Here is a 22,812-nt window from a genome sequence, read left to right as displayed (position 1 = left end):
GAATCGAGAGCGGGGCAGGAATGCCCGCTCTCTGCTCCGCCAGGAGGAAAGGCCTTGAAAGACCTACTGAATTTGCTGAAAAACCAGGGTCAAGTCGAAGAGTTCGACGCCATCCGCATCGGATTGGCCTCGCCGGAGATGATCCGTTCGTGGTCGTTCGGTGAAGTTAAAAAGCCGGAAACCATCAACTACCGTACGTTCAAACCCGAGCGTGACGGCCTGTTCTGCGCCAAGATCTTTGGTCCGGTAAAGGATTACGAGTGCCTGTGCGGTAAGTACAAGCGCTTGAAGCACCGTGGTGTGATCTGCGAGAAGTGCGGCGTTGAAGTTGCACTGGCCAAGGTTCGTCGTGAGCGCATGGCGCACATTGAACTGGCTTCGCCGGTTGCCCACATCTGGTTCCTGAAATCGCTGCCGTCGCGTATCGGCCTGCTGATGGACATGACCCTGCGTGATATCGAACGCGTTCTCTACTTCGAGAGCTATGTCGTTATCGATCCAGGCATGACCACCCTTGAAAAAGGTCAGCTGCTGAACGACGAGCAGTATTTCGAAGCGCTGGAAGAGTTCGGTGACGATTTCGACGCCCGCATGGGTGCCGAAGCTGTCCGTGAACTGCTGCACGCTATCGACCTGGAGCACGAGATTGGCCGTCTGCGCGAAGAGATTCCGCAAACCAACTCGGAAACCAAGATCAAGAAGCTGTCCAAGCGTCTGAAGTTGATGGAAGCCTTCCAGGGTTCCGGCAACCTGCCAGAGTGGATGGTGCTGACCGTTCTGCCGGTTCTGCCGCCAGATCTGCGTCCACTGGTCCCGCTGGATGGCGGTCGTTTCGCGACCTCCGACCTCAACGATCTGTATCGTCGAGTGATCAACCGTAACAACCGTTTGAAGCGCCTGCTGGATCTGTCCGCGCCGGACATCATCGTGCGCAACGAAAAGCGTATGTTGCAGGAAGCGGTCGATGCACTGCTCGACAACGGTCGTCGTGGCCGCGCTATCACTGGTTCCAACAAGCGTCCTCTGAAATCCCTGGCTGACATGATCAAGGGTAAGCAAGGTCGTTTCCGTCAGAACTTGCTCGGTAAGCGTGTTGACTACTCCGGTCGTTCGGTAATTACCGTAGGCCCGACCCTGCGTCTGCACCAGTGCGGTCTGCCGAAGAAGATGGCTCTCGAGCTGTTCAAGCCGTTCATTTTCGGCAAGCTGGAAATGCGTGGTCTGGCGACCACCATCAAAGCGGCCAAGAAAATGGTCGAGCGCGAGTTGCCAGAGGTTTGGGACGTTCTCGCTGAAGTGATTCGCGAACACCCGGTTCTGCTCAACCGTGCGCCGACCCTTCACCGTCTGGGTATCCAGGCGTTTGAACCGGTACTGATCGAAGGTAAGGCTATCCAGCTGCACCCTCTGGTCTGCGCCGCGTACAACGCCGACTTCGACGGCGACCAGATGGCCGTGCACGTACCGCTGACGCTGGAAGCCCAGCTCGAAGCGCGTGCGTTGATGATGTCGACCAACAACATTCTGTCGCCAGCCAACGGTGAGCCAATCATCGTTCCGTCGCAGGACGTTGTATTGGGTCTGTACTACATGACTCGTGAAGCGATCAACGCCAAGGGCGAAGGTCGTGTTTTCGCGGATCTGCAGGAAGTCGACCGTGTGTTCCGTGCCGGCGAAGCCGCACTGCACGCCAAGGTCAAGGTTCGTATCAACGAAACCGTCAACGACCGTGATGGCAACAGCGTGAGCGGTACCCGTATTGTCGACACCACTGTCGGCCGTGCGCTGCTGTTCCAGGTTGTGCCAAAAGGTCTGTCGTTCGACGTAGTCAACCTGCCGATGAAGAAAAAGGCGATCTCCAAGCTGATCAACCAGTGCTACCGCGTGGTTGGTCTGAAAGAGACCGTGATCTTCGCTGACCAGTTGATGTACACCGGTTTCGCTTACTCGACCATCTCCGGCGTTTCCATCGGTGTTAACGACTTCGTTATCCCGGATGAAAAAGCCCGCATCATCGGTGCAGCCACCGACGAAGTGAAAGAGATCGAGAGCCAGTACGCCTCCGGCCTGGTAACCCAGGGCGAGAAGTACAACAAAGTGATCGACCTCTGGTCGAAAGCGAACGACGAAGTTTCCAAGGCGATGATGGCCAACCTCTCGAAAGAGAAAGTCATCGACCGTCACGGCGACGAAGTCGACCAAGAGTCTTTCAACTCGATGTACATGATGGCTGACTCGGGTGCGCGGGGTTCCGCAGCACAGATTCGTCAGCTGGCCGGTATGCGTGGTCTGATGGCCAAGCCGGATGGTTCCATCATTGAAACGCCGATTACTGCGAACTTCCGTGAAGGTCTGAGCGTACTTCAGTACTTCATCTCGACTCACGGTGCTCGTAAAGGTCTGGCGGATACCGCGTTGAAAACCGCTAACTCCGGTTACCTGACTCGTCGTCTGGTAGACGTGGCGCAGGATCTGGTAGTAACCGAGATCGATTGCGGCACCGAACACGGTCTGCTGATGACTCCGCACATTGAAGGCGGTGACGTTGTAGAACCGTTGGGTGAGCGCGTATTGGGTCGTGTCATTGCCCGTGACGTATTCAAGCCGGGTACCGAGGACGTTATCGTTCCTGCCGGCACTCTGGTTGACGAGAAGTGGGTCGAGTTCATCGAGCTGAACAGCATCGACGAAGTGATCGTTCGTTCGCCGATCAGCTGCGAAACCCGCTACGGCATCTGCGCCAAGTGCTACGGCCGTGATCTGGCTCGTGGTCACCAGGTGAACATCGGTGAAGCGGTCGGCGTTATCGCTGCCCAGTCCATCGGTGAGCCGGGTACTCAGCTGACCATGCGTACGTTCCACATCGGTGGTGCGGCAAGCCGTACTTCCGCAGCCGACAGCGTTCAGGTGAAGAATGGCGGTACCGTCCGTCTGCACAACCTGAAGCACGTTGAGCGAGTGGATGGCCATCTGGTTGCTGTGTCCCGTTCCGGTGAGCTGGCAATCGCGGACGACTTCGGTCGTGAGCGCGAGCGTTACAAGCTGCCGTACGGTGCTGTGATTTCGGTTAAGGAAGGTGACAAGGTCGACGCTGGCGCAATCGTGGCCAAGTGGGATCCGCACACTCACCCGATCGTTACCGAAATGAAAGGTACCGTGACCTACGTGGGCATGGAAGAAGGCATCACGATCAAGCGTCAGACTGACGAATTGACCGGTATGACCAACATTGAAGTACTTGACGCGAAAGATCGTCCAGCTGCCGGTAAGGAAATCCGTCCAGCAGTGAAGATGGTCGACGACAACGGCAAGGATCTGTTGCTGCCAGGCACTGACGTTATCGCTCAGTACTTCCTGCCAGCCAACGCCCTGGTCGGTGTGGCTGACGGTGCGAAGATTGCGATCGGTGACGTTATCGCTCGTATCCCGCAGGAAACTTCGAAGACCCGTGACATCACCGGTGGTCTGCCGCGTGTTGCCGACCTGTTCGAAGCCCGTCGTCCGAAAGAAGCGTCGATTCTGGCTGAAGTCAGCGGCACCATCGCGTTCGGTAAAGAAACCAAAGGCAAGCGCCGTCTGGTCATTACCCCGAACGACGGTAGCGATCCGTACGAAGAGCTGATTCCGAAGTGGCGTCACCTGAACGTCTTCGAAGGCGAACAGGTAAACCGCGGCGAAGTTATCTCCGACGGTCCAAGCGATCCGCACGACATCCTGCGTCTGCTGGGTGTAAGCGCGCTGGCCAAGTACATCGTCAACGAGATCCAGGACGTTTATCGTCTGCAAGGTGTGAAGATCAACGACAAGCACATCGAGACCATCCTGCGTCAGATGCTGCGTAAAGTTGAGATCTCCGAGTCCGGCGATTCCAGCTTCATCAAGGGCGACCAGATGGAACTGACTCACGTTCTGGTAGAGAACGAGCGTCTGAGCGCGGAAGACAAGTTTGTCTCCAAGTTCACTCGCGTTCTGCTGGGTATCACCAAGGCGTCGTTGTCCACCGAATCGTTCATCTCGGCGGCTTCCTTCCAGGAAACCACCCGCGTACTGACCGAAGCGGCAGTCACCGGCAAGCGCGATTACCTGCGCGGCCTGAAAGAAAACGTAGTCGTGGGTCGTCTGATCCCGGCCGGTACCGGTCTTGCCTATCACAGCGAGCGCAAGCGTCGCCGTGATGCCGACAAGCCGTTGCGCGTAAGCGCCAGTGAAGTGGAAGCTGCACTGACCGAAGCGCTGAACTCGAGCGGTAACTGAGTTCTGCGATAAACGAGCGTGAGGCCCTGATCGCTCCGTTCGTCGAATCGAGACATTAAGTCAAGGTTCGATGGGCGGGGAGGTCGGGGCCTTGCCTTGACTGGAATCAAGATCCTCTTTAGACTCTTGATCCCCTAAATTTGGCGGGAATTCGTTCCTGCCATTTTGCTTTTCTTGCAAGACAATAGCGTCGCAAGACAACAGTGGAGCTAGTAGATGGCAACTATCAACCAGCTGGTACGTCAGCCGCGTAAGCGTATCGTCGAGAAATCCGACGTACCTGCGCTGCAGAACTGCCCGCAACGTCGTGGCGTGTGCACCCGTGTGTACACCACCACGCCGAAAAAACCTAACTCGGCACTGCGTAAAGTATGCCGTGTGCGTCTGACCAACGGTTTCGAGGTTTCCTCGTACATCGGTGGTGAAGGCCACAACCTGCAAGAGCACAGCGTGGTACTGATCCGCGGCGGTCGTGTAAAAGACTTGCCAGGTGTTCGTTACCACACCGTTCGCGGCTCCTTGGATACTTCCGGCGTTAAAGGCCGTAACCAGGGTCGTTCGAAGTACGGTACCAAGCGTCCGAAGTAATCGGTCGTTTTGCAGATTTTTATTTTATTGAGTCGATAAGAGTAAGGTCGGGCACGCATCCTCTGGATCTGTCCCGAGCTAACCTGAAGACCGCTTGAGGGCTTATCATGCCAAGACGTCGCGTAGCAGCAAAGCGTGAGATTCTGGACGATCCGAAATACGGAAGCCAGATCCTCGCCAAATTCATGAACCACGTTATGGAAAGCGGCAAGAAAGCCGTTGCCGAGCGTATCGTTTATGGTGCCCTGGAAACCGTTGCGGCCCGTAAGGCTGGCACCGATCCCCTGGAACTCTTCGAAAAAGCACTCGACGCCATCGCTCCGCTGGTCGAAGTGAAGTCGCGCCGCGTTGGTGGTGCTACTTACCAGGTTCCGGTCGAGGTTCGTCCTTCCCGTCGTAACGCTCTGGCAATGCGCTGGTTGGTAGACTTCGCCCGTAAGCGCGGCGAGAAGTCTATGGCTCTGCGTTTGGCTGGCGAACTGCTGGATGCTGCTGAAGGTAAAGGTGCTGCTGTTAAGAAGCGTGAAGACGTGCACCGTATGGCCGAAGCTAACAAAGCTTTCTCGCACTACCGCTTCTAATTTTAGCTTCACTAATTTTGCGAGGGCTTTATGGCTCGTACTACTCCGATTAGCCGCTACCGTAACATCGGTATCGTCGCTCACGTGGATGCTGGTAAAACCACCACCACCGAGCGCGTACTGTTTTACACCGGCAAAAGTCACAAAATGGGCGAGGTGCATGATGGCGCCGCGACCACAGACTGGATGGTTCAGGAGCAGGAGCGTGGTATTACCATTACTTCTGCTGCCATTACCGCCTTCTGGAAAGGTTCCGAGAAGCAGTACTCTCACGAGCACCGTTTCAACGTAATCGATACCCCGGGCCACGTTGACTTCACCATTGAAGTTGAGCGTTCCCTGCGCGTACTCGACGGCGCTGTCGTTGTGTTCTGCGGTACTTCGGGTGTTGAGCCGCAGTCGGAAACCGTATGGCGTCAAGCCAACAAATACGGCGTTCCACGTCTTGTTTACGTAAACAAGATGGACCGTGCCGGCGCCAACTTCCTGCGCGTGATCGGTCAGATCAAACAGCGTCTGGGTCACACTCCGGTGCCGATCCAGTTGGCCATCGGTTCCGAAGACAACTTCCAGGGTCAGATCGATCTGATCAACATGCAAGCTGTCTACTGGAACGACTCCGACAAAGGTATGGTCCCTGTTCGCAAGGACATTCCTGCCGAGCTGCAAGAGCTGGCTGAAGAGTGGCGCAACAACATGGTTGAAGCTGCTGCCGAAGCCAACGAAGAGCTGATGAACAAGTACCTGGAAGGCGAAGAGCTGTCGATCGAAGAGATCAAGGCTGCTTTGCGTCAGCGTACTATCGCCGGCGAAATCGTTCTGGCCGTTTGCGGTTCTTCGTTCAAGAACAAGGGCGTTCCCCTGGTTCTCGACGCCGTTATCGACTACCTGCCTGCTCCGACCGACATTCCTGCTATCAAGGGTTCCAACCCTGATAACGAGGAAGAAGAGATGGAGCGTCATGCAGACGACAACGAGCCTTTCGCGGCTCTGGCGTTCAAGATCGCTACCGACCCATTCGTGGGTACCCTGACCTTCGTCCGCGTTTACTCGGGCGTGTTGAACTCCGGCGACGGCGTGATCAACTCGGTCAAAGGCAAGAAAGAGCGCGTGGGTCGTATGGTGCAAATGCACGCAAACGCCCGTGAAGAGATCAAGGAAGTACGCGCTGGTGACATCGCGGCCCTGATCGGCATGAAGGACGTCACCACTGGTGAAACCCTCTGCAACGCTGACAAGCCAATCATCCTGGTTCGCATGGACTTCCCGGAGCCGGTTATTTCGGTTGCCGTAGAGCCTAAGACCAAGGATGACCAGGAAAAAATGGGTATCGCTCTGGGCAAACTCGCTCAGGAAGACCCGTCTTTCCGCGTTAAAACTGATGAAGAGACTGGTCAGACGATCATCTCCGGCATGGGCGAGCTGCACCTGGACATCCTGGTTGACCGGATGCGCCGTGAGTTCAACGTCGAAGCCAACATCGGCAAGCCTCAGGTTTCGTATCGTGAGCGCATCACGAAGAACTGTGAAATCGAAGGCAAGTTCGTTCGTCAGTCCGGTGGTCGCGGCCAGTTCGGTCACTGCTGGATCCGTTTTGCTCCTGCTGACGAAGGTCAGGAAGGTCTGCAATTCGTGAACGAAGTTGTAGGTGGTGTGGTTCCTAAGGAATACATCCCGGCTATCCAGAAGGGTATCGAAGAGCAGATGAAGAACGGCGTTGTTGCCGGCTATCCGCTGATCGGCCTGAAGGCTACCGTGTTCGATGGTTCTTACCACGACGTCGACTCCAACGAGATGGCGTTCAAGGTGGCTGCTTCCATGGCGACCAAGCAACTGGCCCAGAAGGGTGGCGGTGAGTTGCTCGAGCCGATCATGGCGGTAGAGGTTGTTACGCCTGAAGACTATATGGGTGATGTGATGGGCGACCTTAACCGTCGTCGCGGCATGATCCAGGGTATGGAGGACACAGTGTCCGGCAAGGTTATCCGTGCCGAGGTTCCACTGGGTGAGATGTTCGGTTATGCGACCGACGTTCGTTCCATGTCCCAGGGTCGCGCAAGCTACTCTATGGAATTCAAAAAATACGATACGGCTCCGTCGCACATCGTCGAATCCGTAACCAAAAAACAAGGCTGATTCAGCCCCTTTAGGCTAGGAGTTAATTGTCGTGGCTAAAGAAAAATTTGATCGTTCCCTACCGCACGTCAACGTTGGCACCATTGGTCACGTTGACCACGGTAAAACCACTCTGACTGCTGCTCTGACTCGCGTCTGCTCCGAAGTTTTCGGTTCGGCCGTCGTTGAATTCGACAAGATCGACAGCGCACCAGAAGAAAAAGCTCGCGGTATCACCATCAACACCGCTCACGTTGAGTACAACTCGACTATTCGTCACTACGCTCACGTTGACTGCCCAGGTCACGCTGACTATGTGAAGAACATGATCACCGGTGCTGCCCAGATGGACGGCGCGATCCTGGTTTGCTCGGCCGCTGATGGTCCGATGCCACAAACCCGTGAGCACATCCTGCTGTCCCGTCAGGTAGGCGTTCCGTACATCGTGGTTTTCCTGAACAAGGCTGACCTGGTAGACGACGCTGAGCTGCTGGAACTGGTTGAGATGGAAGTTCGTGACCTGCTGTCGACCTACGACTTCCCAGGCGACGACACTCCGATCATCATCGGTTCGGCTCGTATGGCGCTGGAAGGCAAAGACGACAACGAAATGGGCACCACTGCCGTTCGTAAACTGGTTGAAACTCTGGATACCTACATCCCAGAACCAGTTCGTATGATCGACAAGCCATTCCTGATGCCAATCGAAGACGTATTCTCGATCTCGGGTCGCGGTACTGTTGTGACTGGTCGTATCGAGCGCGGTATCGTTCGCGTTCAGGATGCTCTGGAAATCGTTGGTCTGCGTGACACCACCACCACCACCTGCACCGGTGTTGAGATGTTCCGCAAGCTGCTCGACGAAGGTCGTGCTGGCGAAAACTGCGGCGTTCTGCTGCGTGGTACCAAGCGTGACGACGTTGAACGTGGCCAGGTTCTGGTCAAGCCAGGTTCGGTCAAGCCGCACACCAAGTTCACCGCAGAAGTTTACGTTCTGAGCAAGGAAGAAGGCGGTCGTCACACTCCGTTCTTCAAAGGCTACCGTCCACAGTTCTACTTCCGTACTACTGACGTGACTGGTAACTGCGAGCTGCCAGAAGGCGTTGAAATGGTAATGCCAGGTGACAACATTCAGATGACTGTTACCCTGATCAAAACCATCGCGATGGAAGACGGTCTGCGTTTCGCTATCCGTGAAGGCGGTCGTACCGTCGGCGCTGGCGTCGTAGCCAAAATCATCGAGTAAGACTTTTAAAGTCAGCTTGATGGATTGAAAAAGCCCCCGCTCAGCGGGGGCTTTTTTATTGGGTTGACACCTATCGGGGGCGTCTATAGAATTGCGCCTCCTTTTAACGGGCGTATTGCGCCCGGTGGGAATAGCAGCCGGAGTCTGAAATCCAATGCAAAATCAGCAAATCCGTATCAGGTTGAAGGCTTTTGACCATCGCCTGATCGACCAATCAACCCAGGAAATCGTGGAAACCGCGAAACGTACTGGTGCTCAAGTGCGTGGTCCAATTCCACTGCCTACCCGTAAAGAGCGGTTCACCGTTCTGGTTTCCCCGCACGTCAACAAAGACGCGCGTGACCAGTACGAGATCCGCACTCATAAGCGTGTTCTGGACATCGTCCAGCCAACGGATAAAACCGTTGATGCGCTGATGAAGCTTGATCTTGCGGCCGGTGTGGAAGTGCAGATCAGCCTCGGCTAAGACTCGGTCTTGGTCGTGTAACGCTCTGAAATGGGCGGCCATAGCGGGTGAAAGCCCCGTACACTCATGAGGTTTACAACATGACTATTGGTGTAGTCGGTCGTAAATGCGGTATGACCCGTATTTTCACCGAAGAAGGTGTCTCCATTCCGGTCACGGTCATTGAGATCGAGCCGAATCGCGTCACCCAGTTCAAAACTGAAGAGACCGATGGCTATCGTGCAGTGCAAGTCACTGTCGGCGAGCGTCGCGCTTCGCGTGTAACAGCAGCTCAGGCTGGCCACTTCGCTAAAGCGAACGTTGCCGCTGGTCGCACCACCATGGAATTCCGCCTTGAAGAAGGCGAGTACCAGGCTGGCGATCTGATCAACGCTGAAATCTTCGCCGCTGGTCAACTGGTTGATGTAACCGGTCAGTCCAAGGGTAAAGGCTTCCAGGGTACGATCAAGCGTTGGAATTTCCGCGGGCAAGATAACACCCACGGTAACTCCGTATCCCACCGCGTCCCAGGCTCTATCGGCCAGTGCCAGACTCCTGGTCGTGTATTCAAGGGCAAAAAAATGTCCGGTCATATGGGCGCTGAGCGCGTGACCGTGCAGTCCCTGGAAGTAGTGCGCGTGGACGCTGAACGCAATCTGTTGTTGGTCAAGGGTGCTGTTCCTGGCGCTACTGGCGGCAACCTGGTTGTACGTCCAGCAGCCAAGGCTCGCGGTTAAGGGGAAGCTGACATGCAATTAAATGTAAATGACGCTCAAGCGATCGAAGTTTCCGAACTGACATTTGGCGGCGAATTCAACGAGACGCTGGTTCACCAAGCAGTCGTGGCCTACATGGCCGGCGGCCGTCAAGGTAGCAAGCAGCAGAAGACCCGTTCCGACGTTCGTGGTGGCGGCAAGCGCCCATGGCGTCAGAAAGGTACTGGCCGTGCTCGTGCCGGTACTATCCGTAGCCCAATCTGGCGTGGCGGCGGTACCACTTTCGCAGCTCGTCCACAGGATCACTCCCAGAAGCTGAACAAGAAGATGTATCGCGCAGCAATGCGTTCCATCCTTGCTGAGCTGGTGCGTACTGATCGTCTGGTCGTGGTTCAGGATTTCGCTGTTGAAACTCCGAAAACCAAAGATCTGCTGGGCAAACTGAACAACATGAGCCTGACCGACGTTCTGATCGTGTCGGACGCTGTTGATCAGAACCTGTACCTGGCTGCTCGCAACCTGCCGCACGTAGATGTACGTGATGTGCAAGGTTCCGATCCAGTTAGTCTGATCGCATACGACAAGGTGTTGATCACCGTGTCGGCCGTGAAGAAATTCGAGGAGCTGCTGGGATGAACCAGGAACGCGTATTTAAAGTTCTGCTTGGCCCGCACGTTTCCGAGAAGGCTACGGTTCTGGCAGACAAGAAAGGCCAGTTCGTTTTCAAGGTTGCTACCGATGCAACCAAGCTGGAAATCAAGAAGGCCGTCGAAAGCCTGTTCAGCGTGAAAGTAGAGCGCGTCACTACCCTGAACGTTCTGGGTAAGAGCAAGCGCACTGCTCGCGGTCTGGGCAAGCGTAATGACTGGAAGAAGGCAGTTATCTCCCTTCAGCCAGGCCAAGATCTCGATTTCAGCAGCAGTGCTGAGTAAGGAAGGGGTGCATCATGGCAATCGTTAAATGCAAACCGACTTCCCCTGGCCGCCGTTTTGTGGTCAAGGTGGTCAACCAGGAGCTGCATAAAGGCGCTCCTCACGCACCGCTGCTCGAGAAAAAATCGAAGTCTGGTGGTCGCAACAACAATGGCCGTATTACCACTCGTCACATCGGTGGTGGTCATAAGCAGCATTACCGTATGGTCGATTTCCGTCGCAACGACAAAGATGGCATCGTCGCCACTGTCGAGCGTATCGAATACGATCCAAACCGTACTGCTCACATCGCACTGCTCTGCTACGCAGACGGCGAGCGCCGCTACATCATCGCCCCTAAAGGCGTGAGTGCTGGCGACCAGCTGATCGCAGGCGCTCTGGCTCCAATCAAGCCAGGCAACGCTCTGCAACTGCGCAACATTCCAGTCGGTTCAACCGTACACGGCATCGAATTGAAGCCAGGTAAAGGTGCACAGATCGCTCGTTCCGCTGGTGCTTCGGCTCAGCTGATCGCTCGTGAAGGTGTCTACGTGACCCTGCGTCTGCGTTCCGGTGAAATGCGTAAAGTCCTGGCTGAATGCCGTGCGACCCTGGGTGAAGTCTCGAACTCCGAGCACAGCCTGCGTTCGCTGGGTAAAGCTGGTGCCAAACGCTGGCGTGGCGTTCGCCCAACCGTTCGTGGTGTTGCCATGAACCCGGTTGACCACCCACATGGTGGTGGTGAAGGTCGTACCTCTGGTGGTCGTCATCCGGTATCGCCATGGGGCTTCCCGACTAAGGGCGCGAAGACTCGTGGTAATAAGCGTACCGACAAAATGATCGTCCGTCGTCGCAAGTAAATAGAGGGATACGACAGTGCCACGTTCTCTGAAAAAAGGTCCTTTTATTGATCTTCACCTACTGAAGAAGATCGAAGTGGCGGCGGAAAAGAACGATCGCAAACCAATTAAAACCTGGTCGCGTCGTTCGATGATCCTGCCACAAATGGTCGGTCTGACCATCGCAGTACACAACGGTCGTCAGCACGTCCCAGTTCTCGTTAACGAAGACATGGTCGGCCACAAACTGGGCGAGTTCGCCGGTACCCGCAACTATCGCGGGCACGTGGCTGACAAGAAAGCCAAGCGTTAAGGGGTAAGGAAATGGAAGTAGCCGCTAAGTTGTCGGGCGCTCGAATCTCCGCCCAGAAAGCCCGCTTGGTCGCCGACCAGATCCGCGGGAAGAAGGTGGGCGAAGCGCTCAACCTGTTGGCTTTCAGCAGTAAGAAAGCCGCCGAGATCATGAAGAAAGTGCTGGAGTCGGCCGTAGCCAACGCCGAGCATAACGAAGGCGCAGACGTTGATGACCTGAAGGTCAGCACCGTTTTCGTCAACGAAGGGCGTTCGCTGAAGCGCATCATGCCACGTGCCAAAGGCCGTGCTGATCGCATCGTCAAGCGGTCTTGCCATATCACTGTCAAGGTTGCTGACAAGTAACGGAGTCGAAGAGATGGGTCAGAAAGTACATCCCATTGGCATTCGCCTGGGAATCGTCAAGGAGCACACCTCCGTCTGGTACGCAGACGGTCGGACTTATGCGGACTACTTGTTCGCAGATCTGAAAGTGCGTGAGTATCTCCAAGACAAACTAAAAAGCGCGTCCGTAAGCCGTATCGATATCCATCGTCCGGCCCAAACTGCACGCATCACCATCCACACCGCTCGTCCAGGTATCGTTATCGGGAAGAAAGGTGAAGATGTTGAGAAACTGCGTCAGGACCTGACCAAGCAAATGGGTGTGCCTGTGCACATCAATATCGAAGAGATCCGCAAGCCGGAGCTCGACGGTATGCTGGTTGCGCAGAGCGTAGCTCAGCAGCTGGAGCGTCGTGTAATGTTCCGTCGCGCTATGAAGCGCGCTGTACAGAACGCCATGCGCATTGGTGCCAAAGGCATCAAAATCCAAGTGAGCGGTCGTCTCGGCGGTGCTGAAATCGCACGTACTGAATGGTATCGCGAAGGTCGTGTGCCGCTGCACACCCTGCGTGCCGACATCGACTATGCCAACTACGAAGCTCACACCACTTACGGTGTGATCGGTGTAAAGGTTTGGATCTTCAAAGGCGAAGTTATTGGTGGTCGCCAAGAAGAACTGAAACCACAAGCACCAGCGCCTCGTAAAAAAGCTGCTAAGTAAGGGGTACGCCAAATGTTGCAACCAAAGCGTACGAAGTTCCGCAAGCAGATGACCGGCCACAACCGTGGTCTGGCACTGCGCGGTAGCAAAGTCAGCTTCGGCGAGTTCGCGCTGAAGTCTGTTGCTCGTGGTCGTCTCACCGCTCGTCAGATCGAGTCAGCGCGTCGTGCTCTGACCCGTCACGTAAAACGTGGCGGCAAGATCTGGATCCGTGTATTCCCGGACAAGCCGATCTCCAAGAAACCTCTCGAGGTTCGTATGGGTAAAGGTAAGGGTAACGTGGAGTACTGGGTTGCCCAGATTCAGCCAGGCAAAGTCCTGTATGAAATCGAGGGTGTTTCTGAAGAGCTGGCGCGTGAGGCTTTCGCCCTGGCTGCTGCAAAGCTGCCGCTCGCCACCTCCTTTGTTAAACGGACGGTGATGTGATGAAAGCGAATGAACTTCGTGAAAAATCCGCACAGCAGCTGAACGAGCAACTGCTCGGCTTGCTGCGCGACCAGTTCAATCTGCGCATGCAGAAAGCAACTGGCCAGTTGGGGCAGTCTCATCTGCTCTCGCAAGTTAAGCGTGACATCGCTCGCGTGAAGACTGTGCTCAACCAGCAGGCAGGTAAGTGATCATGGCTGAAGCCGAAAAAACTGTCCGTACGCTGACTGGCCGTGTTGTCAGCGACAAGATGGACAAAACCATCACCGTTCTGATCGAGCGTCGCGTAAAGCACCCGATCTACGGTAAATACGTTAAGCGTTCGACTAAGCTGCACGCGCACGACGAAACCAATCAGTGCCACATCGGCGACAAAGTCACTATTCGTGAAACTCGTCCGATGGCCAAGACCAAGTCTTGGGCGCTGGTTGATGTTCTCGAACGCGCTGTGGAAGTCTAAGGGCTAGGGGTCGGAGAAATTATATGATTCAGACTCAATCCATGCTCGATGTGGCCGATAACAGCGGCGCTCGCCGTGTTATGTGCATCAAGGTGCTGGGTGGCTCCCATCGTCGTTACGCTGGTATCGGTGACATCATCAAAGTTACCGTGAAGGAAGCAATTCCTCGCGGTAAGGTGAAAAAAGGCCAAGTGATGACTGCTGTTGTAGTCCGCACTCGTCACGGCGTACGTCGTGCTGATGGCTCCATTATCCGCTTTGATGGCAACGCTGCTGTTCTTCTGAACAACAAGCAAGAGCCGATCGGCACCCGTATCTTTGGGCCAGTGACCCGTGAACTTCGTACTGAGAAGTTCATGAAGATCGTCTCGCTCGCCCCAGAAGTGCTGTAAGGAGATCCGACATGCAAAAGATTCGTCGTGACGACGAGATCATCGTGATCGCCGGCAAAGACAAAGGTAAGCGCGGTAAGGTGCTGAAGGTTCTTGCTGACAACCGTCTGGTTGTTGGTGGTCTGAACTTGGTCAAGCGTCATACCAAGCCTAACCCGATGTCGGGCGTACAGGGCGGTATCGTCGAGAAAGAAGCGCCACTGCACGCTTCCAACGTCGCCATCTTCAACGGCGAAACCAACAAGGCTGACCGCGTTGGTTTCAAAGTAGAAGACGGTAAGAAAATTCGTGTCTTCAAGTCGACCCAAAAAGCGGTTGATGCTTGAACACTGCTAGGTAGAAGACCATGGCACGACTAAAAGAGATTTACCGGAAGGAAATCGCTCCGAAACTTAAGGAAGAACTTAAGCTTTCGAACGTGATGGAAGTTCCGCGCGTTACCAAAATCACCCTGAACATGGGTCTGGGCGAAGCGATCGGCGACAAAAAAGTCATCGAGCACGCTGTTGCTGACCTGGAAAAGATCACCGGCCAGAAAGTCGTTGTGACCTACGCTCGTAAATCCATCGCTGGCTTCAAAGTCCGCGAAGGATGGCCGATCGGCGTCAAAGTGACCCTGCGCCGTGAGCGTATGTACGAGTTCCTGGATCGTCTGCTGTCGATCTCCCTGCCTCGGGTTCGCGACTTCCGCGGCCTGAATGCCAAGTCCTTCGATGGTCGTGGCAACTACAGCATGGGCGTGAAAGAGCAGATCATCTTCCCGGAAATCGACTACGACAAGATCGATGCTCTCCGCGGTCTGGACATTACCCTGACCACCACTGCCAAGAACGATGATGAAGGCCGCGCTCTGCTGCGTGCTTTCAAATTCCCGTTCCGCAACTGATTGGAGTAGGAAAATGGCCAAGAAGAGCATGAAGAACCGTGAGCTGAAGCGTCAGCTCACCGTTGCCAAGTACGCCACCAAGCGTGCAGCGCTGAAAGCTATCATCGTCGATCTGAACGCAAGTCCAGAAGCGCGTTGGGAAGCTACCGTAGCTCTGCAGAAGCAACCACGTGACGCAAGCGCTTCGCGCATGCGTAACCGTTGCCGCCTGACTGGTCGTCCGCACGGCGTGTACCGCAAGTTCGGCCTCGGCCGTAACATGCTGCGTCAAGCTGCAATGCGTGGTGACGTACCAGGTCTGGTTAAAGCCAGCTGGTAACAGTTGTCAAAGTCTCGATGTTCGGGTTCGCAAGAACCTGACCATCGGTGGCCTTGAATCTGAATCAAGCCCCTTTTGGGGCTTGATTCATTTCTGGGGTGTGTCTAGAATGACCGGCTCGCCTGAGCCCGTGTTTTTCTGCCCGGAAGTTCTCGGCGACAAGTAGTAGCCGCAAGGCTAATTTTTTTGTATTAGGAGCGTCTAGCCCATGAGTATGCAGGACCCGTTAGCGGACATGCTAACTCGAATCCGTAATGCCCAGATGGCTGAAAAGTCTGTCGTAAGCATGCCGTCTTCCACGTTGAAGGCTGCTGTAGCAAAAGTCCTGAAGGACGAAGGTTACATCGCGGATTTTCAGATCACCACCGACGCCAAGCCGTCGCTGTCCATCTCGCTGAAGTACTTCGAAGGCCGTCCGGTTATCGAAGAAGTGAAGCGCGTTAGTCGTCCAGGCCTGCGTCAGTACAAGTCCGTTGAAGATCTGCCGAAAGTTCGTGGCGGTCTTGGCGTGTCTATCGTCTCCACCAACAAAGGTGTGATGACGGATCGTGCTGCGCGCGCTGCCGGTGTCGGCGGCGAAGTTCTTTGCACTGTGTTCTAAGGGGGGATAAGCATGTCTCGCGTCGCTAAGAACCCCGTTAAGCTGCCAGCCGGTGTCGAAGTCAAATTCGCAGGCCAACAGCTTTCGGTGAAGGGTGCCAAGGGTACTCTTGAACTGAACATCCATTCGTCCGTTGAGATCGTTGAAGAAGCTGGTGAGCTGCGTTTCGCTGCTCGCAATGGCGATCAACAAACTCGCGCAATGGCCGGTACCACGCGTGCGTTGGTAAACAACATGGTCCAGGGCGTAAGCCAAGGCTTCGAGCGCAAGCTCCAGCTGGTCGGTGTTGGTTACAAGGCGCAAGCAAAAGGTCAGGTTCTGAACCTGGCTCTTGGCTTCTCGCACCCAGTGGATTACGAACTGCCGGAAGGCATCACCGCTGAGACTCCTAGCCAGACCGATATCCTGATCAAGGGCATCGACAAGCAGCTGGTAGGTCAAGTGGCCGCCGAGATCCGCGACTTCCGTCCACCAGAGCCGTACAAAGGCAAAGGTGTGCGCTACGCGGACGAAGTCGTCCGTCGTAAAGAAGCCAAGAAGAAGTAGGGCATAGCAAATGACCGACAAAAAAGTTACTCGACTGCGTCGCGCTCGCAAAGCACGCCTGAAAATGCACGAACTCGAAGTCGTGCGTCTCTGCGTGTTCCGCTCGTCGCAGCACATCTACGCCCAGGTCATCTCGGCCGACGGCAACAAAGTCCTGGCAAGTGCCTCGACTTTGGATAAAGAACTGCGTGATGGTGCCACTGGCAACATCGACGCGGCCACAAAGGTTGGCCAGCTGGTCGCTACGCGTGCTAAGGCCGCTGGCGTATCGCAAGTGGCTTTCGACCGCTCTGGCTTCAAGTACCACGGCCGCGTTAAAGCGCTGGCTGATGCTGCTCGTGAAGCTGGGCTGGAGTTCTAAGTTATGTCAAATAACGACCAAAAGCGCGACGAAGGCTACATCGAGAAGCTGGTTCAAGTTAACCGCGTAGCCAAAACCGTTAAAGGCGGCCGTATCTTCACTTTCACCGCGTTGACCGTGGTTGGTGATGGTAAAGGGCGTGTTGGCTTCGGCCGTGGCAAGTCGCGTGAAGTGCCTGCTGCGATCCAGAAGGCAATGGAAGCTGCTCGCCGCAACATGATTCAAGTTGACCTGAACGGCACCACTCTGCAGTACGCAATGAAGTCCGCTCACGGCGCTTCGAAGGTGTACATGCAGCCTGCTTCTGAAGGTACCGGTATCATCGCTGGCGGCGCTATGCGTGCTGTCCTCGAAGTTGCTGGCGTTCAGAACGTTCTGGCCAAGTGCTACGGCTCGACTAACCCGGTAAACGTGGTTCACGCCACTTTCAAGGGTCTGAAGGCTATGCAGTCTCCTGAGTCCATCGCTGCCAAGCGTGGCCTGCGTGTTGAGGAGATCAAGTAATCATGGCTACCGTTAAAGTTACGCTGATCAAAAGCATGACCGGCCGCATCCCTAACCACAAACTGTGCGTTAAGGGTCTGGGTCTGCGTCGCATCGGTCACACTGTAGAAGTCCAGGATACTCCCGAGAATCGCGGGATGATCAACAAGGCTTACTACATGCTGCGTGTCGAGGGTTAATCGATGAAACTCAATGATCTGAGTCCAGCGCCGGGTTCCCGTCGCGAAAAGCATCGTCCGGGCCGTGGTATCGGTAGTGGTTTGGGCAAGACTGGTGGTCGTGGTCACAAAGGTCAGACCTCCCGCTCCGGTGGCACCATCGCTCCAGGCTTTGAAGGCGGTCAACAGCCGCTGCATCGTCGCCTGCCTAAGTTCGGTTTCGTTTCCCTGAAAGCCATGGATCGCGCAGAAGTGCGTTTGTCCGAGCTGGCCAAAGTGGAAGGCGACATCGTTACTGTGCAGTCCCTGAAAGATGCCAACGTGATCAACGTCAACGTACAGCGTGTGAAAATCATGCTGTCCGGTGAAGTGACTCGCGCTGTCACTATCGGCAAGGGAATCGGCGCCACCAAAGGTGCGCGTGCGGCTATCGAAGCAGCTGGCGGCAAGTTCGAGGAATAAATGGCTAAGCAAGGTGCTCTCTCTGCGCTCGGCAAAGGCGGTATGTCTGAACTCTGGGCTCGTCTGCGTTTTCTGTTCCTGGCGATTATCGTCTACCGAATAGGCGCACACATCCCGGTTCCAGGTATCAACCCGGACCGACTCGCAGACCTGTTTCGACAGAATGAGGGGACCATTCTTAGCTTGTTCAACATGTTCTCCGGCGGCGCGCTGGAACGGATGAGCATCTTTGCACTGGGGATCATGCCGTACATTTCGGCATCGATCATCATGCAACTGATGACCGCCGTCAGCCCGCAGCTGGAGCAGTTGAAGAAGGAAGGTGAAGCTGGCCGTCGCAAGATTAGCCAGTACACCCGCTACCTCACCGTCGCTCTCGCTCTGGTCCAGGCTATTGGCATGTCCATTGGTCTGGCGGGGCAGGGCGTCGCGTTCACTGGTGACTTTGGCTTCCATTTCGTCGCGGTAACCACATTTGTGGCTGGTGCGATGTTCATGATGTGGCTGGGTGAGCAGATTACTGAGCGTGGTGTTGGCAACGGTATCTCGATGTTGATTTTTTCGGGTATCGTCGCCGGTCTTCCGAGAGCAATCGGGCAGTCTTTCGAGTCTGCGCGTCAGGGTGATATCAACATCTTCGCCCTGGTTGCCATCGGTTTGCTGGCAGTAGCGATTATCGGTTTCGTGGTGTTCATTGAGCGTGGTCAGCGTCGTATTGCTGTTCACTACGCCAAGCGTCAGCAGGGCCGCAAGGTTTTTGCTGCGCAGACAAGCCACTTGCCGCTGAAGGTGAACATGGCCGGTGTTATTCCGGCTATTTTCGCGAGCAGCATTTTGCTGTTCCCGGCTTCGTTGGGTGCCTGGTTCGGTCAGTCTGAAGGTATGGGCTGGTTGCAGGACATCTCGCAGTCGATCGCTCCTGGTCAGCCGTTGAATATTCTGCTGTTTAGTGCAGGGATTATTTTCTTCTGCTTCTTCTATACGGCGTTGATGTTCAATCCGAAAGACGTAGCGGAAAACCTGAAGAAGTCCGGTGCCTTTATTCCGGGCATTCGTCCAGGTGAGCAGTCTGCGCGCTATATTGATGGCGTTCTGACCCGCTTGACCCTGTTCGGTGCTCTTTACATGACGGCCGTGTGCCTGTTGCCCCAATTCCTGGTGGTTGCAGCAAACGTTCCGTTCTACCTTGGCGGGACCTCGTTGCTGATCGTGGTCGTGGTTGTGATGGACTTCATGTCCCAAGTACAATCGCACCTCGTTTCGCACCAGTACGAATCCCTGATGAAGAAAGCCAACCTGAAGGGTTACGGCAGCGGCATGTTGCGCTGAGTACCCATAAGGTTCGAGGAGTTGGTGATGAAAGTTCGTGCATCGGTGAAAAAGCTGTGCCGTAACTGCAAGATTATTCGCCGCGAAGGTGTTGTTCGAGTAATTTGCAGCGCGGAACCGCGTCACAAACAGCGCCAAGGCTGAGTGTGATTGTGCTTCAAGCCCGGTAGCTAGTGCGCTACCGGGTTGATTATTTGTTATTACAGCGATATTATCTCGCGCCCTATTTCTTGGCTTCCGGGGCGTAGGTAGCTGTCAATTGGAGTCCCACTGAATGGCCCGTATTGCAGGCGTTAACATTCCAGATAACAAGCATACTGTTATCTCGCTGACCTACATCTATGGTGTTGGTCGCACTACTGCGCAGAAGATCTGTGCAGTGACTGGGGTAAACCCAGCAGCAAAGATCAAAGATCTGAGCGACGAGCAAATTGAACAGCTGCGTGGCGAAGTGGCGAAGTTCACCACTGAAGGTGACCTGCGTCGCGAAATCAACATGAAAATCAAGCGCTTGATGGACCTCGGTTGCTATCGCGGTCTGCGTCATCGTCGTGGTCTGCCAGTACGCGGTCAGCGTACCAAGACCAACGCGCGTACCCGTAAAGGTCCGCGTAAGCCGATCCGCAAGTAATCGCCCCAGCGAATCGACAGGAATTTAATCATGGCAAAACCTGCTGCTCGTCCTCGTAAAAAAGTTAAAAAGACAGTGGTTGATGGCATCGCCCACATCCATGCATCTTTTAACAACACCATCGTGACCATCACCGACCGTCAAGGTAACGCTCTTTCCTGGGCTACCTCCGGTGGTTCGGGTTTCCGCGGTTCCCGCAAGTCCACCCCGTTCGCTGCTCAAGTAGCTGCTGAGCGTGCTGGTCAAGCTGCGCTGGAATACGGCCTGAAAAACCTCGACGTCAACGTCAAGGGTCCAGGTCCAGGTCGTGAATCCGCAGTCCGCGCTTTGAACGGCTGTGGCTACAAGATCGCCAGCATCACCGACGTGACGCCAATCCCGCACAACGGGTGCCGTCCGCCGAAGAAGCGCCGCGTGTAATCCAGGAGATTGTAAAGAATGGCTCGTTACATTGGTCCAAAATGCAAACTCGCTCGTCGCGAAGGCACCGATCTCTTCCTGAAGAGCGGCGTGCGCGCGATCGAATCGAAGTGCAACATTGAAGCAGCACCTGGTATCCACGGCCAACGCCGCGGTCGCCAGTCCGACTACGGCACCCAACTGCGTGAAAAGCAGAAGGTCCGTCGTATCTACGGCGTTCTCGAGCGTCAGTTCAGCGGCTACTACAAAGAAGCTGCTGGCAAGAAAGGTGCAACCGGTGAAAACCTGCTGCAACTGCTCGAATGCCGTCTGGACAACGTTGTATACCGTATGGGCTTTGGTTCGACTCGTGCCGAATCCCGCCAGCTGGTATCGCACAAGTCGATCAGCGTAAACGGTCAGACCGTAAACGTTCCGTCGTATCAGGTTCGTGCTGGTGACGTGGTTGCAGTTCGCGAGAAAGCAAAAAACCAACTTCGCATTGTCCAAGCTCTCGATCTGTGTGCCCAACGTGGCCGCGTAGAATGGGTAGAAGTAGACACTGAGAAGAAGTCGGGCGTTTTCAAGAACGTTCCTGCTCGCAGTGATCTGTCCGCCGACATCAACGAAAGCCTGATTGTCGAGCTCTACTCCAAGTAAGGGCTAGAAAATAGGTGCATCCATGCAGATTTCGGTAAATGAGTTCCTGACACCCCGCCACATTGATGTGCAGGTTGTCAGTCCAACCCGCGCCAAGATCACTCTCGAGCCTCTCGAGCGTGGTTTTGGCCACACCCTGGGCAACGCGCTGCGCCGCATCCTGTTGTCCTCAATGCCCGGCTGCGCAGTAGTCGAGGCCGAGATTGACGGTGTGCTCCACGAGTACAGCGCCATCGAAGGTGTACAGGAAGACGTAATTGAAATCCTGTTGAACCTTAAAGGTCTGGCCATCAAGCTGCACGGTCGTGACGAAGTTACGCTGACCTTGTCGAAGAAGGGTTCGGGGGTGGTTACCGCTGCCGATATTCAGCTGGATCATGATGTCGAGATCGTTAATCCCGATCACGTAATCGCTAACCTGGCGTCTAACGGCGCCCTGAACATGAAGCTCACCGTAGCTCGTGGTCGTGGTTATGAACCAGCCGACTCGCGTCAGAGCGATGAAGACGAAAGCCGCAGCATCGGTCGCTTGCAGCTTGACTCTTCGTTCAGCCCGGTTCGCCGTATCGCTTACGTGGTGGAAAACGCCCGTGTCGAACAGCGTACCAACCTGGACAAGCTGGTTATTGATCTGGAAACCAACGGTACCCTGGATCCTGAAGAGGCTATCCGTCGCGCTGCAACCATCCTGCAACAGCAGCTGGCTGCGTTCGTCGACCTCAAAGGTGAAAGTGAGCCGCTGGTTGTCGAGCAGGAAGACGAGATCGATCCGATCCTGCTTCGCCCGGTTGACGATCTGGAACTGACTGTACGTTCGGCTAACTGCCTTAAGGCGGAAAACATCTACTACATCGGCGACCTGATTCAGCGTACCGAAGTAGAGCTGTTGAAGACTCCGAACCTGGGCAAGAAATCCTTGACTGAAATCAAGGACGTTCTGGCCTCCCGCGGTCTGTCCCTCGGCATGCGCCTCGACAACTGGCCGCCTGCAAGTCTTAAGAAGGACGACAAGGCGACTGCCTGATCGTCGTAATCACCGAACGTAGTGTTTGGTAAGGAATGAACCATGCGTCATCGTAAAAGTGGTCGTCACCTGAGCCGCACCAGCTCGCACCGCAAGGCCATGTTCCAAAACATGGCGGTGTCGCTGTTCGAGCACGAGCTGATCAAAACTACTCTGCCAAAAGCCAAAGAACTGCGCCGCGTTGCCGAGCCGCTGATCACTCTGGCCAAGACAGACAGCCTGGCTAACCGCCGTCTGGCTTTCGACCGTACTCGTTCGAAAGCTATCGTTGGTAAGCTCTTCAACGACCTGGGCAAGCGTTACGCTACCCGTGAGGGTGGCTACCTGCGCATCCTCAAGTGCGGTTTCCGCGCTGGCGACAACGCGCCTATGGCGTACGTCGAGTTGGTTGATCGTGCTACTGCTGGCGAAGCTGTATCCGCCGAGTAAGACGTCAGTCTGAAACAAAGAACCGGGCCTAGTGCCCGGTTTTTTGTGCCTGTAAGAAATGCGTCGTCCGTACAAGTTTCTGACATGGTTGAACTGCCACTATGTGCCGGGAACACATAATTAGTAATTATCTATCGATGCCTGCAAGTTAATGAATTTGTAGCTGTAACGTC

The 22,812-nt window shown here is 55.2% G+C and carries 33 protein-coding genes; all 33 read left to right on the top strand.

Features of this window, described 5'->3' with window-relative positions:
* The first annotated feature begins 54 nt into the window (after positions 1-54).
* Positions 55-4,254: a DNA-directed RNA polymerase subunit beta' gene (gene rpoC, locus OK411_RS25220; protein WP_016772940.1), complete on the top strand. Its 4,200-nt coding sequence runs from the start codon at positions 55-57 to the stop codon at positions 4,252-4,254.
* Between the two features lie 216 nt (positions 4,255-4,470).
* Positions 4,471-4,842, top strand: a complete 372-nt coding sequence (gene rpsL, locus OK411_RS25215; protein ID WP_003186084.1) for a 30S ribosomal protein S12 — start codon at positions 4,471-4,473, stop codon at positions 4,840-4,842.
* Positions 4,843-4,949: 107 nt separating this feature from the next.
* Positions 4,950-5,423, top strand: a complete 474-nt coding sequence (gene rpsG / locus OK411_RS25210) for a 30S ribosomal protein S7 (RefSeq protein ID WP_016772941.1) — start codon at positions 4,950-4,952, stop codon at positions 5,421-5,423.
* Positions 5,424-5,453: 30 nt separating this feature from the next.
* Positions 5,454-7,559 carry an elongation factor G gene (gene fusA / locus OK411_RS25205; RefSeq protein ID WP_016772942.1) on the top strand — a complete coding sequence of 702 codons (2,106 nt, stop codon included), beginning with the start codon at positions 5,454-5,456 and terminating at the stop codon, positions 7,557-7,559.
* A 31-nt stretch (positions 7,560-7,590) separates the two neighbouring features.
* Positions 7,591-8,784 (top strand): elongation factor Tu, encoded by a 1,194-nt coding sequence (gene tuf, locus OK411_RS25200; protein ID WP_024014521.1) that lies wholly within the window; start codon positions 7,591-7,593, stop codon positions 8,782-8,784.
* A gap of 154 nt (positions 8,785-8,938) precedes the next feature.
* Positions 8,939-9,250, top strand: a complete 312-nt coding sequence (gene rpsJ / locus OK411_RS25195; RefSeq protein ID WP_003186070.1) for a 30S ribosomal protein S10 — start codon at positions 8,939-8,941, stop codon at positions 9,248-9,250.
* An 80-nt stretch (positions 9,251-9,330) separates the two neighbouring features.
* Entirely contained in the window at positions 9,331-9,966 is a 636-nt protein-coding gene (rplC, locus tag OK411_RS25190) for a 50S ribosomal protein L3 (protein WP_003228738.1), read from the top strand.
* A gap of 12 nt (positions 9,967-9,978) precedes the next feature.
* Entirely contained in the window at positions 9,979-10,581 is a 603-nt protein-coding gene (gene rplD, locus OK411_RS25185; protein ID WP_003228735.1) for a 50S ribosomal protein L4, read from the top strand.
* Positions 10,578-10,877 (top strand): 50S ribosomal protein L23, encoded by a 300-nt coding sequence (rplW, locus tag OK411_RS25180; RefSeq protein WP_002555488.1) that lies wholly within the window; start codon positions 10,578-10,580, stop codon positions 10,875-10,877. The genes rplD and rplW overlap by 4 nt, the downstream gene beginning before the upstream one ends.
* A 14-nt stretch (positions 10,878-10,891) precedes the next feature.
* Positions 10,892-11,716: a 50S ribosomal protein L2 gene (gene rplB, locus OK411_RS25175; RefSeq protein WP_016772943.1), complete on the top strand. Its 825-nt coding sequence runs from the start codon at positions 10,892-10,894 to the stop codon at positions 11,714-11,716.
* 16 nt (positions 11,717-11,732) lie between these two features.
* On the top strand, positions 11,733-12,008 hold the full coding sequence (gene rpsS, locus OK411_RS25170; protein WP_011336172.1) for a 30S ribosomal protein S19: 276 nt from the start codon (positions 11,733-11,735) through the stop codon (positions 12,006-12,008).
* An 11-nt stretch (positions 12,009-12,019) separates the two neighbouring features.
* The gene (rplV, locus tag OK411_RS25165) at positions 12,020-12,352 is read left to right on the top strand and encodes a 50S ribosomal protein L22 (RefSeq protein ID WP_003103908.1); all 333 of its coding nucleotides are present in this window, start codon (positions 12,020-12,022) and stop codon (positions 12,350-12,352) included.
* Between the two features lie 13 nt (positions 12,353-12,365).
* Positions 12,366-13,052: a 30S ribosomal protein S3 gene (gene rpsC / locus OK411_RS25160; RefSeq protein WP_003176422.1), complete on the top strand. Its 687-nt coding sequence runs from the start codon at positions 12,366-12,368 to the stop codon at positions 13,050-13,052.
* A 12-nt stretch (positions 13,053-13,064) separates the two neighbouring features.
* Positions 13,065-13,478, top strand: a complete 414-nt coding sequence (gene rplP / locus OK411_RS25155; RefSeq protein ID WP_003228729.1) for a 50S ribosomal protein L16 — start codon at positions 13,065-13,067, stop codon at positions 13,476-13,478.
* Positions 13,478-13,669 carry a 50S ribosomal protein L29 gene (gene rpmC / locus OK411_RS25150; RefSeq protein ID WP_002555481.1) on the top strand — a complete coding sequence of 64 codons (192 nt, stop codon included), beginning with the start codon at positions 13,478-13,480 and terminating at the stop codon, positions 13,667-13,669. The genes rplP and rpmC overlap by 1 nt, the downstream gene beginning before the upstream one ends.
* Before the next feature lie 2 nt (positions 13,670-13,671).
* The gene (gene rpsQ / locus OK411_RS25145; protein ID WP_003194644.1) at positions 13,672-13,938 is read left to right on the top strand and encodes a 30S ribosomal protein S17; all 267 of its coding nucleotides are present in this window, start codon (positions 13,672-13,674) and stop codon (positions 13,936-13,938) included.
* A 23-nt stretch (positions 13,939-13,961) separates the two neighbouring features.
* Complete coding sequence (gene rplN, locus OK411_RS25140; RefSeq protein WP_002555479.1) at positions 13,962-14,330, top strand: 50S ribosomal protein L14; 369 nt, start codon at positions 13,962-13,964, stop codon at positions 14,328-14,330.
* Positions 14,331-14,341: 11 nt separating this feature from the next.
* Positions 14,342-14,656, top strand: coding sequence for a 50S ribosomal protein L24 (gene rplX / locus OK411_RS25135; protein ID WP_003186046.1), 315 nt, complete (start codon positions 14,342-14,344; stop codon positions 14,654-14,656).
* Positions 14,657-14,676: 20 nt separating this feature from the next.
* Positions 14,677-15,216, top strand: coding sequence for a 50S ribosomal protein L5 (rplE, locus tag OK411_RS25130; protein ID WP_003210069.1), 540 nt, complete (start codon positions 14,677-14,679; stop codon positions 15,214-15,216).
* A 13-nt stretch (positions 15,217-15,229) separates the two neighbouring features.
* Positions 15,230-15,535 (top strand): 30S ribosomal protein S14, encoded by a 306-nt coding sequence (rpsN, locus tag OK411_RS25125; RefSeq protein ID WP_003186042.1) that lies wholly within the window; start codon positions 15,230-15,232, stop codon positions 15,533-15,535.
* 208 nt (positions 15,536-15,743) lie between these two features.
* Positions 15,744-16,136, top strand: coding sequence for a 30S ribosomal protein S8 (rpsH, locus tag OK411_RS25120; RefSeq protein WP_016772944.1), 393 nt, complete (start codon positions 15,744-15,746; stop codon positions 16,134-16,136).
* A gap of 12 nt (positions 16,137-16,148) precedes the next feature.
* Entirely contained in the window at positions 16,149-16,682 is a 534-nt protein-coding gene (gene rplF, locus OK411_RS25115; protein WP_003228722.1) for a 50S ribosomal protein L6, read from the top strand.
* Between the two features lie 10 nt (positions 16,683-16,692).
* Complete coding sequence (rplR, locus tag OK411_RS25110; protein WP_003186037.1) at positions 16,693-17,043, top strand: 50S ribosomal protein L18; 351 nt, start codon at positions 16,693-16,695, stop codon at positions 17,041-17,043.
* A 3-nt stretch (positions 17,044-17,046) separates the two neighbouring features.
* On the top strand, positions 17,047-17,547 hold the full coding sequence (gene rpsE / locus OK411_RS25105; RefSeq protein WP_007955637.1) for a 30S ribosomal protein S5: 501 nt from the start codon (positions 17,047-17,049) through the stop codon (positions 17,545-17,547).
* 2 nt (positions 17,548-17,549) lie between these two features.
* Positions 17,550-17,726: a 50S ribosomal protein L30 gene (gene rpmD / locus OK411_RS25100; RefSeq protein ID WP_003176408.1), complete on the top strand. Its 177-nt coding sequence runs from the start codon at positions 17,550-17,552 to the stop codon at positions 17,724-17,726.
* 3 nt (positions 17,727-17,729) lie between these two features.
* A complete protein-coding gene (rplO, locus tag OK411_RS25095) occupies positions 17,730-18,167 on the top strand; it encodes a 50S ribosomal protein L15 (RefSeq protein WP_003228720.1) in 438 nt (145 codons plus the stop codon).
* Entirely contained in the window at positions 18,168-19,496 is a 1,329-nt protein-coding gene (gene secY / locus OK411_RS25090; RefSeq protein ID WP_016772945.1) for a preprotein translocase subunit SecY, read from the top strand.
* A gap of 27 nt (positions 19,497-19,523) precedes the next feature.
* Positions 19,524-19,640 (top strand): 50S ribosomal protein L36, encoded by a 117-nt coding sequence (gene rpmJ, locus OK411_RS25085; protein ID WP_002555468.1) that lies wholly within the window; start codon positions 19,524-19,526, stop codon positions 19,638-19,640.
* Positions 19,641-19,770: 130 nt separating this feature from the next.
* Positions 19,771-20,127 carry a 30S ribosomal protein S13 gene (rpsM, locus tag OK411_RS25080; RefSeq protein ID WP_003186020.1) on the top strand — a complete coding sequence of 119 codons (357 nt, stop codon included), beginning with the start codon at positions 19,771-19,773 and terminating at the stop codon, positions 20,125-20,127.
* Between the two features lie 30 nt (positions 20,128-20,157).
* On the top strand, positions 20,158-20,547 hold the full coding sequence (gene rpsK, locus OK411_RS25075; RefSeq protein ID WP_002555466.1) for a 30S ribosomal protein S11: 390 nt from the start codon (positions 20,158-20,160) through the stop codon (positions 20,545-20,547).
* An 18-nt stretch (positions 20,548-20,565) separates the two neighbouring features.
* Positions 20,566-21,186, top strand: coding sequence for a 30S ribosomal protein S4 (rpsD, locus tag OK411_RS25070; RefSeq protein WP_003176404.1), 621 nt, complete (start codon positions 20,566-20,568; stop codon positions 21,184-21,186).
* A gap of 22 nt (positions 21,187-21,208) precedes the next feature.
* Positions 21,209-22,210: a DNA-directed RNA polymerase subunit alpha gene (locus OK411_RS25065; protein WP_016772946.1), complete on the top strand. Its 1,002-nt coding sequence runs from the start codon at positions 21,209-21,211 to the stop codon at positions 22,208-22,210.
* 42 nt (positions 22,211-22,252) lie between these two features.
* Positions 22,253-22,639: a 50S ribosomal protein L17 gene (rplQ, locus tag OK411_RS25060; protein WP_003176402.1), complete on the top strand. Its 387-nt coding sequence runs from the start codon at positions 22,253-22,255 to the stop codon at positions 22,637-22,639.
* Positions 22,640-22,812 lie beyond the last annotated feature (173 nt).

Source organism: Pseudomonas sp. RG1, assembly GCF_025910115.1.
Lineage (GTDB): Bacteria > Pseudomonadota > Gammaproteobacteria > Pseudomonadales > Pseudomonadaceae > Aquipseudomonas > Aquipseudomonas atacamensis.
The sequence above is the reverse complement of the archived record's forward strand: the minus strand, read 5'-3'. Positions and strand labels throughout refer to the sequence as shown.

Bases quoted from the DNA above. Each gene is read 5' to 3' on its own strand.
- rplE (WP_003210069.1), top strand. From the start codon at position 14,677: ATGGCACGACTAAAAGAGATTTACCGGAAGGAAATCGCTCCGAAACTT.
- rplD (WP_003228735.1), top strand. From the start codon at position 9,979: ATGCAATTAAATGTAAATGACGCTCAAGCGATCGAAGTTTCCGAACTG.
- rpsN (WP_003186042.1), top strand. From the start codon at position 15,230: ATGGCCAAGAAGAGCATGAAGAACCGTGAGCTGAAGCGTCAGCTCACC.
- rpsJ (WP_003186070.1), top strand. From the start codon at position 8,939: ATGCAAAATCAGCAAATCCGTATCAGGTTGAAGGCTTTTGACCATCGC.
- rpsG (WP_016772941.1), top strand. From the start codon at position 4,950: ATGCCAAGACGTCGCGTAGCAGCAAAGCGTGAGATTCTGGACGATCCG.
- rplP (WP_003228729.1), top strand. From the start codon at position 13,065: ATGTTGCAACCAAAGCGTACGAAGTTCCGCAAGCAGATGACCGGCCAC.
- rplQ (WP_003176402.1), top strand. From the start codon at position 22,253: ATGCGTCATCGTAAAAGTGGTCGTCACCTGAGCCGCACCAGCTCGCAC.
- rpsL (WP_003186084.1), top strand. From the start codon at position 4,471: ATGGCAACTATCAACCAGCTGGTACGTCAGCCGCGTAAGCGTATCGTC.
- rpsQ (WP_003194644.1), top strand. From the start codon at position 13,672: ATGGCTGAAGCCGAAAAAACTGTCCGTACGCTGACTGGCCGTGTTGTC.
- fusA (WP_016772942.1), top strand. From the start codon at position 5,454: ATGGCTCGTACTACTCCGATTAGCCGCTACCGTAACATCGGTATCGTC.
- rpsM (WP_003186020.1), top strand. From the start codon at position 19,771: ATGGCCCGTATTGCAGGCGTTAACATTCCAGATAACAAGCATACTGTT.
- rpmC (WP_002555481.1), top strand. From the start codon at position 13,478: ATGAAAGCGAATGAACTTCGTGAAAAATCCGCACAGCAGCTGAACGAG.
- rplN (WP_002555479.1), top strand. From the start codon at position 13,962: ATGATTCAGACTCAATCCATGCTCGATGTGGCCGATAACAGCGGCGCT.
- rplW (WP_002555488.1), top strand. From the start codon at position 10,578: ATGAACCAGGAACGCGTATTTAAAGTTCTGCTTGGCCCGCACGTTTCC.
- rplR (WP_003186037.1), top strand. From the start codon at position 16,693: ATGACCGACAAAAAAGTTACTCGACTGCGTCGCGCTCGCAAAGCACGC.
- OK411_RS25065 (WP_016772946.1), top strand. From the start codon at position 21,209: ATGCAGATTTCGGTAAATGAGTTCCTGACACCCCGCCACATTGATGTG.
- rplV (WP_003103908.1), top strand. From the start codon at position 12,020: ATGGAAGTAGCCGCTAAGTTGTCGGGCGCTCGAATCTCCGCCCAGAAA.
- rpsE (WP_007955637.1), top strand. From the start codon at position 17,047: ATGTCAAATAACGACCAAAAGCGCGACGAAGGCTACATCGAGAAGCTG.
- rplO (WP_003228720.1), top strand. From the start codon at position 17,730: ATGAAACTCAATGATCTGAGTCCAGCGCCGGGTTCCCGTCGCGAAAAG.
- rplF (WP_003228722.1), top strand. From the start codon at position 16,149: ATGTCTCGCGTCGCTAAGAACCCCGTTAAGCTGCCAGCCGGTGTCGAA.
- rpsH (WP_016772944.1), top strand. From the start codon at position 15,744: ATGAGTATGCAGGACCCGTTAGCGGACATGCTAACTCGAATCCGTAAT.
- rplC (WP_003228738.1), top strand. From the start codon at position 9,331: ATGACTATTGGTGTAGTCGGTCGTAAATGCGGTATGACCCGTATTTTC.
- rpmJ (WP_002555468.1), top strand. From the start codon at position 19,524: ATGAAAGTTCGTGCATCGGTGAAAAAGCTGTGCCGTAACTGCAAGATT.
- rpsD (WP_003176404.1), top strand. From the start codon at position 20,566: ATGGCTCGTTACATTGGTCCAAAATGCAAACTCGCTCGTCGCGAAGGC.
- rpmD (WP_003176408.1), top strand. From the start codon at position 17,550: ATGGCTACCGTTAAAGTTACGCTGATCAAAAGCATGACCGGCCGCATC.
- rplB (WP_016772943.1), top strand. From the start codon at position 10,892: ATGGCAATCGTTAAATGCAAACCGACTTCCCCTGGCCGCCGTTTTGTG.
- rplX (WP_003186046.1), top strand. From the start codon at position 14,342: ATGCAAAAGATTCGTCGTGACGACGAGATCATCGTGATCGCCGGCAAA.
- rpsK (WP_002555466.1), top strand. From the start codon at position 20,158: ATGGCAAAACCTGCTGCTCGTCCTCGTAAAAAAGTTAAAAAGACAGTG.
- rpsC (WP_003176422.1), top strand. From the start codon at position 12,366: ATGGGTCAGAAAGTACATCCCATTGGCATTCGCCTGGGAATCGTCAAG.
- secY (WP_016772945.1), top strand. From the start codon at position 18,168: ATGGCTAAGCAAGGTGCTCTCTCTGCGCTCGGCAAAGGCGGTATGTCT.